The sequence below is a fragment of the Kitasatospora sp. NPDC059088 genome, from assembly GCF_042738155.1.
Classification (GTDB): Bacteria; Actinomycetota; Actinomycetes; order Streptomycetales; family Streptomycetaceae; genus Kitasatospora.
This window is the reverse complement of record NZ_JBHYGR010000094.1, coordinates 16,626-25,535: the sequence shown is the minus strand read 5'-3', so window position 1 is coordinate 25,535 and position 8,910 is coordinate 16,626. Positions and strand designations below refer to the sequence as shown.

Here is an 8,910-nt window from a genome sequence, read left to right as displayed (position 1 = left end):
GGGGGGGGGGGCGGGCGCGCCCCCCGGGGGGGGGGGCGGCCCCCCCCCCCCCCCCCCGGCCCGGGCGGGGGGGGGGCCCCGCGGCCCCCCCGCGCCCCGCCCCCGCCCCACCCTCCGACCGTCCCGACCAGCCCGGAAGGCCATCACCGTGACCACTCTCAAGACCAGCCCGCGCATGGACACCGCCGCGATCGAGGCACTCGCCGACGTCGAGGGCGAGGTGTTCGACCAGCGGCCGACCCGCAACGCCCTGGTCGCCCGCGATCTCGCCGTCCACCACGGCCAGGGCCGGGAGCGCCGCACGTTCCTGACGGCCGAAGGGCGCGCCCACGCCGCCGCGGCACTGGCCCGCATGGCCCCCGTCCCCGGGGTTCGCATGGCCGACGACAAGAACCAGTACGGGGTGCTGCACCAGGCGTTCAACGAAGGGGCCCGGGCGGCGCTGCGCGTGATCGAGGACGACCTGGAGGTCCGACCGCTACGCCTGAGCACGTCGGTGACCGGCAACGGCATCCCCGAGCCCAGCCGCCGGATCAGCACCGTGCTGGCCGTGTTCGAGGTAGCCCGGTACATGCGCGAGGGCGCCCGAGTGCAGCGGGAGGACCACGGGCGCAAGGTCACCGTGCACACGCTGACCGGCTTCCGGATCACCTACCGCGCGGTGGAGCCGGACCGGCCGTAACGCTCCGGGCCCGCGGACCGCTTCGTCCGCGGGCCCGGCCGCAGGCGCCCCAACGCGGGGCCGACCGTGGCCGCCATCGTGGGGGGGGGGCCCCCCCCCCCCCGGCCCCCCCCCCCCCCCCCCCCCCCCCCCCCGCCGGCCGGCGGCTGGGTCCCGCGCCCCGCGGCGTCCCCGCCGGCCCCCCCCCCGGCCCCCCCCCCCCCCCGACCGAACCCCAGGCGCCGGGGCGCCGCGCGGCGCCCGGCCCGCTCCCCTTCCACACAGCACTCCCCGAGACGGAGACCAGACATGCCCACCACCGTTCAGCCCAGGACGCCGAAGAAGGTGGCCGAGACGGCCGCCCAGGCCCGCCGCTACGGCTGGGAGTGCACCGTGGCGTGGGAGCCGGCCGGGCCCACGAACACCGGCCCCCAGTTCATCGTGACCCTCACGGCGGAGCCGCTGCGCGGGGCCGCCGGCTTCCGGCTGGTTTGGCTCAACCGCAACGGCCGCGGCTACCTCTACCAGCCGCACTACTCCCGGGGCCGGTACCCCGGCCAGGAGTACCAGCGGTCCCCGGTCGAGCGAGCCGACGTCGAGAGCGCGGTGCGCAACAACCCCGTCTACCCGGTGGGGGGAGAGCCGGTCGACTGGCCGCGCGACTGGACCACCGAGGGCGTCCTGCCACCGACCGTGGAGGAGCTGACGCCCGCAGTGCTGGCCGAGGTCCGGCGCATCGCGGACAGGACGGGGATCTCCCAATCGGTGTGGCCGTCCCGGTTCACCGGCGGCGCGTTCCTCGGCCTCGACTGCCTGGTCACGTCCGCCTCAGCAGGCTGGGCGCGGCCGGGGTGGTGGCCCAGGGACGCCGTCCCGGGGAGCGAGCCGATGCTCACCGTACTGCCCGCCGTTCGCGCATAGGCGGGAGCGCACCCCCGAGGGAAGGGAGCGGACACCACCATTGCAGGTTTCATGTGGTATAGTTCTTCATGTCGGAAGGGGGACGGGATGGCACCCCACCCCCCTCCCGACACACGGTTCACACCACCTAGGAGCCCCCTTGCTCGCCATCACCATCCCCGCCGCGCCCGCCGCCCCGAAGCACATCGCCGAGGTCGCCGCCTACGCCCGCAAGCACGGCTGGTCGGCGTCGGTCGCATGGGCACCGGCCAGCCCCGACAACGACGGCGACGGCTTCGTGATGACACTCTCCGGCGACACCGCCCGCGGTAGCGGCCGGTTCCACCTCGAATGGAGGTGGCGGGGCGGTTCGTTCGCCTTCCAGCGCTGGCTGTCGGAAGGCAGGGCGCCGGCCGGGACGTACCACCACCCGCTCACCCTCGCCGACGTCCGCTCCGCGGTTCGCACCAGCCCGATCCGGACGGCGGACGGCACCCGGCAGGCGCAGCACTGGCGGGCGGCCGATGCCCTTCCGGTGACCGCCGACGATCTGACGGGCAGCATCCTGGCCTATGCCCACAAGGCGGCCGACGAGTCGTGGTGCGCGTGGACGGTCTGGCCGTCCCGGTTCGTCGGACCCCAATTCCGTTTCGGCGGAGTCGACTTGGTGACGCTCGCCGCCCCGGGCAGCGACGAGTGGGACGCCCCGGAGGATGCCGCACCGGGCAGCAGGCCCCTGCTGACCGTCCTGCCCGCCAGCTACTTCGGGCACCGGTCCGCCCGGCCGGACACGGGCACGGCACCGTAATTCCGAGGGGAATTCAGCCCGGAATTGCCGAATTCCGGAGCGTCAATTCCGCACCCTGGCCCCCGGGGCGGCGCAACCGGTGACGCGGGGTCATCACTTGCGACGCGCGCATGACAATCATGTCCCGGGATTTGGCCTAGACCACTTCTGGCCCATCAGTCATCAGGCCCGGAAATACTGCCATCGCCCGCCGGGGGCGAACTTGAGGTCACACCCCCAGGGCCTCACTCGCCCCCGATTGCAGGTTCAGTGTGGTATAGTTTTTCTTGTCGGAGGGCCTGGCGGTCCGCCCGATTCAACCCGCTCTTCCCGACCAAGGAGCCACCGTGAAGCTGCCGTCCGCGCCTTCGTTCTTCGTCCCGGGCACCACCTACGTCATCGGCCAGCCGGGGCAGTCCGCCGCCCAGGTGCTGATCTTCCGGTGCCTGTACGTCGCCCCCGACCCGGTCACCGGCGACCCCGTGGCGTTCGGCTTCGACACCCCCGCCGACCCCGGCAACAACTGGGTCAGCGCCGCGTACGACACCCCGAGCTGGGCGGCGGGCTGGGTCAACCTGGGGCCCACTGTGCGCCCGGAGCCCCAGGAGCAGCAGCCCTGCCCGGGCGACGCCGAGGCCGCCGAGCCCGAGGCCGAGAAGATCGAGGAGCCGGGCCCGGTGAAGCCGGGGGCGCTCGTCGACTACCACGGCAGCCAGGCCGCCAAGCACGGCCTGTACCGGGCGCAGCTCTGCTCCGACTGCCCGCGCTGCTCCCGGTTCGGCGAGGACGAGCCCCGCTACCGGCTGACCAAGGTCGCCGACGAGAAGAAGCTCTACTGCGTGCGCCGCGAGTCGATCACCCCCGTCCCGATCGGCTTCCGCCCGGCCGCCTGACCCTCCGTCGGGGGCCGGAGCAACCTCCGGCCCCCGCGCCCCGCCGCCAGGCCCCGCCGCGCCACCGCACACCCTCATCCGACAGGAGTCGACCACCCATGTCCGCAACACCCACCACCACCGCGCCCGCACCGATCGGGACCGCCAGTCCGGCCCGGATGACCGACCAGGAGCTCACCGCCGAGGCCGACGCCCTGAACGCCTACCAGGACCAGCAGCTCCCCGGCCTCCCGCGCGAGGAGCGGATGCCCACCCTCTCCAGCATCGGTAGCCGGCGCGGCGCCCTGACTCAGGAGGTCACCCGCCGGAAGCACGAAGCCGCCAAGGCCCGGAGCCGGGTAGCCGAGGAGGAGCAGCGCCGGGCCCGCCTTGCCCGCACCGTGATCGGCAAGCGCGACGACGAGGGCCGGTACCCGTTGGCCGTCGACGGCGCCCCGCGCGCCACCGTCCGCAAGGTCGTGCGGAGTTGGGTGGTCGAGCTCGACGGTGCCGCGCTCGCGGGGAGCGAGACCACCCGGTGGGAGGCCGTGGACCGGGTGGTGCAGGTGATCGACCAGCGCACCAAGGCGGCCCGCGAGGCCGAGGAGCGCACCGCAGCCCCCGAGGGCTGGACCCTGGCTGGCGAGGGGGAGCAGCCGGAGGTGGGCGACGTCGTCCGCCTGGCCAACGAATACCGGTACGGGGCGTCGTGGGGCAGGCCGCTGCGTGTGCTCCGCCGGGTGGTGGAGCCGGAGCCCTACGGGGAGCGGCTCTACCTGGCCGAGCTGGACGATGCCGGCCCGGGGACGAGCATGGCCGTCAGGAAGGTGCCGCGGTTCGTGCGGCCCGCCGCCGAGACGGCGGCCGCCTTCCCGCCGCTCCCCTTCCGCCACCGCGATCCGCAGGAGGCCGAGGCCCGGCGGCTCATGGGGGGCGAGATCGGCGACGAACTGGCGAGCCTCTCCCGCCGCCCGGCTCTCCCCGACCGCGCGACCCGGGCCCTGGAGGTGCTGGCCGGGGTCGAGGACGGTACCAGCGCCGCACCGGCCGCAGACATGCGGGAGGTCGCCGAGGCCGCCGAGGCGATCCGGGCCGCCACGGTCGCCGCCGAGTTCGACGAGCACCGCTCCTTCTACGCGAGCTGCGCCCGCGCGGCACACATCCTCGCTACCCGCTACGCCGAGCGGTTCGAGGCCGGCGGAGGCCGCCTGACCCCGGCCTGCGACACCCGCCCCTGACACCCCGTCCCCCGGGCGCAGCACCGAGCTGCGCCCGGGCGCTGTCCCCACCGAAGTCCCTGGAGGACCGACACCATGCAGCCCCTCGTTGTCCCCGGCGCCGAGCACGTCACCGGCCCGACTCTGGCCGCGCACTCCGCCGCCGTGCCCGCCAATCCGGCCGCCGGCGAGCGGCCCGCCCCCGCAGGCGGTGGCGCTCAGCCGCGCACCGAGGCCGTCATCCGCCGCGTCGGGCCGCCGAACGCGTTCACCAGCTCGGTGGAGTTCCCCGACCACAAGGGGGCACGAGGCATCCTGCGCTACGTCTCGCACTACCCGCTGGGCAGTTACAAGGTGCTGGACGACCGCGGGAGGCCGGTCGCCCCGGACCGAGTGGAGGGCGGCGCGGAGGCGGTCACCGCGCTGGCCCGCCACTACGGGCTCCCGCTCCCGGTGCGGATCATCCCCCGCGGGCCGGTAGGGAGCCGCCCGCCGGCCGGGAGCGCGTCTGGTTGGAGGTGATCGCCGGAGCCCAACAGTCCTGGTGAGCGGTCGAGTTCACGCAGACGCCAGGATCTGAATAGGGGTACGAGCGGGCAGCCGCCCGTCCCGAAGGACGGTCCCCCGAGGGGGAGTCTGGACGAGGTGCACGACTACCCGCCCGCTCAACCCGCACCCATCAACCGCAGAAGAGCCTGTTCGATTCATCTACCACTTGAAAAAGGAGCGGAAGTCCAGAATAGCGCGGCTCGAACAGTGGGCCGCCACCCGGCGCCCCTTCCGCAGCCCCCCTGAGGGGGCCGGGATTCCCGGTGCGGAGACCACCCCACTCGGCAGGTTTTATGTGGTATAGTTTGTGATGTCGGAACGGGCCGGGTGGCCGCCTCGTTCAATCCGCTTCGAGCAGACCGGAGAGCCCATGCTGTACCAGCTCCTTCGCACTCGCCCCACAGGCGTCACGAAGAGCCAGAAGCCGTTCAGGACCCCGTACGCCGCCGCGATGGCCGCCAGCTGGGTCCTGACCCACAAGGGCGTCGGCTACCACGATGCGATGCGGCTCGTGACCCGGATGCGCCGCGCCGGGGTCGGCCAGGCGATCCGGCACGCGGGCACGGGCTACACCTTCCGCATCGCGATCTACAACCCGCCGACGGACGAGGGCCTCGCGTAGGGGTGACCGTCGCCCCGGGAATCGCCACACGCCCGGCGGCACGTTTCATGTGGCATCGATGATCGCGTCGGGAGGGCTTGGCGGCCCTCCCGGCTCACCCCGCGAGGAAGGCCGAAGCAGCATGCGCCGCAACTGCGCACTCAGGGTGTCCGACCACTTGAAGGCCGTCGGGCTGGCGCCCGCCGACGAGAACCACCCCACGGACGTCACGACCGTCCTGACCGAGGACGGCAGGCCGTGCGGGCGGCCGGAATGGGTGGTGGTCACCGTCGTCACCGGCCCCTGGACGCCCGCCCTGGAGACCGCCCGCCTCACCCTGGCCCCGCTCGGATACGAGTTCGCCGACACGGACCAGGTGAACGTCCTTCTGGCCCGCCGGTCCTGACCGCCCGTCCGCCTACCGGGGCGGTGCCCGCCGCCGCCCCGGCCAGACCCCCACGATCCCGCACCCCCCAACGAACAGGAGCACCGTCATGCCCATTGCATCCCTACCCGACGGCCAGCGCGCCAAGTGGCTCGCCGACCACCTGACCGAGCGCCGGATCCCCGCCGCCGCCATCGACCTCGGTGGCCAGGCGGCCGCCGAGGTCCAGATCACCGTCAACCACCAGCACCACACCCTCTACCTGGCGCTGGACCAGGGCCTGCTGCTGTGGCAGCTGGTCCAGGCCGAGGGCGGCGAAGTCGTGTTCGCGAGCTCCTGGACGACGACCCCGGGGCGCAGCGCGCAGCGGGTGGCGTCGCTGCTGGCGACGCTCGGCGCCGAGCTGGTGCCGGTCGATGCTGCTGCCGAGGGACGCGACCGGTACAGCGCGTGGATGCTCGGCGGTCCGCCCGGGGCCGGTTACCACCTGTACCGCGCCTTGCAGGAGGCGGAATACCACCCGGATCTGTGCCACATCGATCACGTGCCGACGATCACGGTCGGCGTGACGGGTGGTCAGATTCGGATCACGGGCAAGGCCCGCACGCTGGGGCATTCGGTGAGCGACCACGCCGGGTGGGTGGCGGTGCTCAGCCGCTACAGCAGGGACGAACGCGGCGTACCGGACGCCGTGGTCTATGACGGGTCGCGGAGTAATGGCCCATGGAAGGACACCGCCCGGTGCGTGGCCGCCGTGGGGGCGCTGGTGGCGGTCAGCCGGCATCGGCGCACCACGACCGTCGGCGCCCGGATCCGGGAGGCCCTCACCGCTCGGGGCATCCCGTCGGGGCCGTGCCCGAGCGGGGACGGTGTGCGGGTGGCGCTCGCGGACGGCTCGGAGCTGGTGATCATCGACCCGGATGGCGGGGGCGAGTACCAGCCGAAGCACTACTGGGGCACGGAGGTGTGGCGCTACCGGCTGAACGCAGAGGGAGAGGCGGTGGGCCACCACCGGATCCTGACCGCCGAGAACCAGTCGGCGCGAGGGCTGGAGGGCCTGACGGCGGACCTGCCGCAGGTGCTGGACGTCGTCGAGAGCGAGGCCGCGAGCGCGGGCGGTGCACAACCCGTGTGAGTGCTGGCCGGGCCGGGGCGCGCAGCGCCGGCCCGGCTGGCGCCGCCCTGGTGCCCCGCTGGGGCGGACGACCTGGGGGCACGCATCGCATTTGCAGGTTTCATGTGGTAATGTTTTTTACATCGGCAAGTCGGGGTGCCCCCTCGCGCCGACCCCACCCGGGCTCCGGTTCACCGACGCCGCCCGCGGAGGGGCGGGGACCCAGCGCCCTTCGGTCGCCTTCGAACCGGACAGGGAGGCCGATCCGCACCCGCGCCTGGGAGCCCGTCCGGACGGCCGGACCGTGGCCACGACCACCATTACGACCCCGCCAGGAGAACAGCATGAGCACGCTCGACCGCACCAAGTACCCGCTCACCAGGGACTACCCCCCGATGGTGGGAGACCACGAGCGGCCCACCATCGACAAGACCGCGACCAGCGTCCACGGCTACCGCATCGGCAAGCCCGTCGGCCCCGGCTACGGGCACGGCACCCTCTACAGCGCCGTACCCGACAAGGCGGACGGGATCATCCGCACCGTCACCCGCGGGGCGCTCCCGGCGGACGACGACAACGCCCGGATGCTGCGGGAGTTCCTGAACGGCCCGCGCCGCGTCCACTTCTCGATCTACCTGCCCGCGCCGTTCGGGGAGCCCTGGACCGAGACCCGGCTGATGACCAGCCACGAGACCGTCGTCACCGGCGCGCCGAACCCGCAGGACTACCTGGTGTGGACCGCGTGGACGGAGGAGTACGGGCGCCAGTGGCTCGCCGACGCCTTCCCCGCCGGCATCCCCTCCGGGTCCTACAACCTGTACGCATCCTCTCCCGACATCGCGTGCCTCTCGGGCGGCGGCGGCCAGTGGTCGCTGTCGCGCTCCGTCGAGCTGTTCAACCCCGCCAGCTGAACCGACCGCCGACCGGGCCGAGGCTTCGCGCCTGCCGCCCGGTCGGCGCCGGCGGGACACCCGCCCAGCGCCTGCGCGGGGACGACGCTCCGGAGGTGCGCCATCTCGACATGAGCACGTTTAATGTGGTATTGTTTTTCATGTCGGAAGGGCCGGGCGGCCCGACCGTCTCAACCCGCCACCCCCAAGGAGCGCGCCATGCTGCTGACCACCGAGGTCACCACCGAAGAGATCGAGAAGACCACCGCCGCGAACGAGCAGCACGAGCGGCTGACCGCGCGCCTGCTGCCGCTCGCGGCCCGTACCAGCAGCCACAACGGGCCGGGTCAGCCGCTGTGGCACGCCACCCGGTTCGGCGACGACACGACGCAGACCACGGGCCAGTGGCTTGAGTTCCCCGGCGGTCGGCGCTCCCACCGGGTCGAGCTGAACAACCTGAGCCTGCCCACCGCCGTGAAGGTGCTGACGGACCTCGCCTCAACCGACCTGATCCCGATCGAGGCGCGTCCCGAGGCTCCGGCCCCCAGGGGCGAGGCCGCCCAGTGGCTCTCTCGCGCTGTCCCCGGGCTGCTGGCCGACGACAGCCCGCTCGGCACCTTCCCCTTCCCCGACGGTGCCGGGGAGCGGTTCACCTGCCGATTCACCACGGCCTGGCTGCCGGAGGCGATGGTGCGCATCGACCTGAACCGGCCGGGGCACCAGGCCCGCGTCGACGTGGCCGCCGGTGCCCTGGGCGGGCTGGAGGCGATGATCCTGCTCGCCTCCTACAACCAGACCCTGCTGCCGCTGCTCTGACCGGCGTCCGGCCCCCCCCCCCCACGCGGGGGGGCGCCCCCCGCCCCCCCCCCCCCTCGCCGACAGCCCCCGCGGGGCCCGCCCCCCCCCCCCCCCGAGGGGAGCCGAGCGCCCCCCC

At 73.7% G+C, this 8,910-nt stretch carries 11 protein-coding genes; all 11 read left to right on the top strand.

From position 1 onward, the window contains the following. Positions 1–148: 148 nt before the first annotated feature. The 11 genes from ACFWXO_RS32075 (at position 149) to ACFWXO_RS32025 (ending at position 8,792) form a co-directional block, all read left to right on the top strand. On the top strand, positions 149–682 hold the full coding sequence (locus ACFWXO_RS32075; RefSeq protein ID WP_380528231.1) for a hypothetical protein: 534 nt from the start codon (positions 149–151) through the stop codon (positions 680–682). 288 nt (positions 683–970) lie between these two features. Next, on the top strand, positions 971–1,582 hold the full coding sequence (locus ACFWXO_RS32070) for a hypothetical protein (RefSeq protein ID WP_380528229.1): 612 nt from the start codon (positions 971–973) through the stop codon (positions 1,580–1,582). A 139-nt stretch (positions 1,583–1,721) separates the two neighbouring features. Continuing rightward, complete coding sequence (locus tag ACFWXO_RS32065; protein WP_380528227.1) at positions 1,722–2,369, top strand: hypothetical protein; 648 nt, start codon at positions 1,722–1,724, stop codon at positions 2,367–2,369. 326 nt (positions 2,370–2,695) lie between these two features. Continuing rightward, positions 2,696–3,241 carry a hypothetical protein gene (locus ACFWXO_RS32060; RefSeq protein WP_380528226.1) on the top strand — a complete coding sequence of 182 codons (546 nt, stop codon included), beginning with the start codon at positions 2,696–2,698 and terminating at the stop codon, positions 3,239–3,241. 98 nt (positions 3,242–3,339) lie between these two features. Next, complete coding sequence (locus tag ACFWXO_RS32055) at positions 3,340–4,458, top strand: hypothetical protein (RefSeq protein WP_380528224.1); 1,119 nt, start codon at positions 3,340–3,342, stop codon at positions 4,456–4,458. A 75-nt stretch (positions 4,459–4,533) separates the two neighbouring features. Further along, a complete protein-coding gene (locus ACFWXO_RS32050; RefSeq protein WP_380528223.1) occupies positions 4,534–4,959 on the top strand; it encodes a hypothetical protein in 426 nt (141 codons plus the stop codon). Between the two features lie 397 nt (positions 4,960–5,356). Beyond that, positions 5,357–5,608, top strand: a complete 252-nt coding sequence (locus tag ACFWXO_RS32045; protein WP_380528221.1) for a hypothetical protein — start codon at positions 5,357–5,359, stop codon at positions 5,606–5,608. A gap of 121 nt (positions 5,609–5,729) precedes the next feature. Continuing rightward, positions 5,730–5,993: a hypothetical protein gene (locus ACFWXO_RS32040; RefSeq protein ID WP_380528219.1), complete on the top strand. Its 264-nt coding sequence runs from the start codon at positions 5,730–5,732 to the stop codon at positions 5,991–5,993. Between the two features lie 88 nt (positions 5,994–6,081). Next, positions 6,082–7,107, top strand: a complete 1,026-nt coding sequence (locus tag ACFWXO_RS32035; protein WP_380528218.1) for a hypothetical protein — start codon at positions 6,082–6,084, stop codon at positions 7,105–7,107. Between the two features lie 323 nt (positions 7,108–7,430). Beyond that, entirely contained in the window at positions 7,431–7,997 is a 567-nt protein-coding gene (locus ACFWXO_RS32030; RefSeq protein ID WP_380528216.1) for a hypothetical protein, read from the top strand. A 198-nt stretch (positions 7,998–8,195) separates the two neighbouring features. Further along, entirely contained in the window at positions 8,196–8,792 is a 597-nt protein-coding gene (locus tag ACFWXO_RS32025; protein ID WP_380528214.1) for a hypothetical protein, read from the top strand. The last annotated feature ends 118 nt before the right edge of the window (positions 8,793–8,910 follow it).

Excerpts from the sequence above, each read along its gene's own strand:
- ACFWXO_RS32070 (WP_380528229.1), top strand. The coding sequence starts at position 971 with ATGCCCACCACCGTTCAGCCCAGGACGCCGAAGAAGGTGGCCGAGACG.
- ACFWXO_RS32055 (WP_380528224.1), top strand. The coding sequence starts at position 3,340 with ATGTCCGCAACACCCACCACCACCGCGCCCGCACCGATCGGGACCGCC.
- ACFWXO_RS32050 (WP_380528223.1), top strand. The coding sequence starts at position 4,534 with ATGCAGCCCCTCGTTGTCCCCGGCGCCGAGCACGTCACCGGCCCGACT.
- ACFWXO_RS32045 (WP_380528221.1), top strand. The coding sequence starts at position 5,357 with ATGCTGTACCAGCTCCTTCGCACTCGCCCCACAGGCGTCACGAAGAGC.
- ACFWXO_RS32040 (WP_380528219.1), top strand. The coding sequence starts at position 5,730 with ATGCGCCGCAACTGCGCACTCAGGGTGTCCGACCACTTGAAGGCCGTC.
- ACFWXO_RS32035 (WP_380528218.1), top strand. The coding sequence starts at position 6,082 with ATGCCCATTGCATCCCTACCCGACGGCCAGCGCGCCAAGTGGCTCGCC.
- ACFWXO_RS32030 (WP_380528216.1), top strand. The coding sequence starts at position 7,431 with ATGAGCACGCTCGACCGCACCAAGTACCCGCTCACCAGGGACTACCCC.
- ACFWXO_RS32025 (WP_380528214.1), top strand. The coding sequence starts at position 8,196 with ATGCTGCTGACCACCGAGGTCACCACCGAAGAGATCGAGAAGACCACC.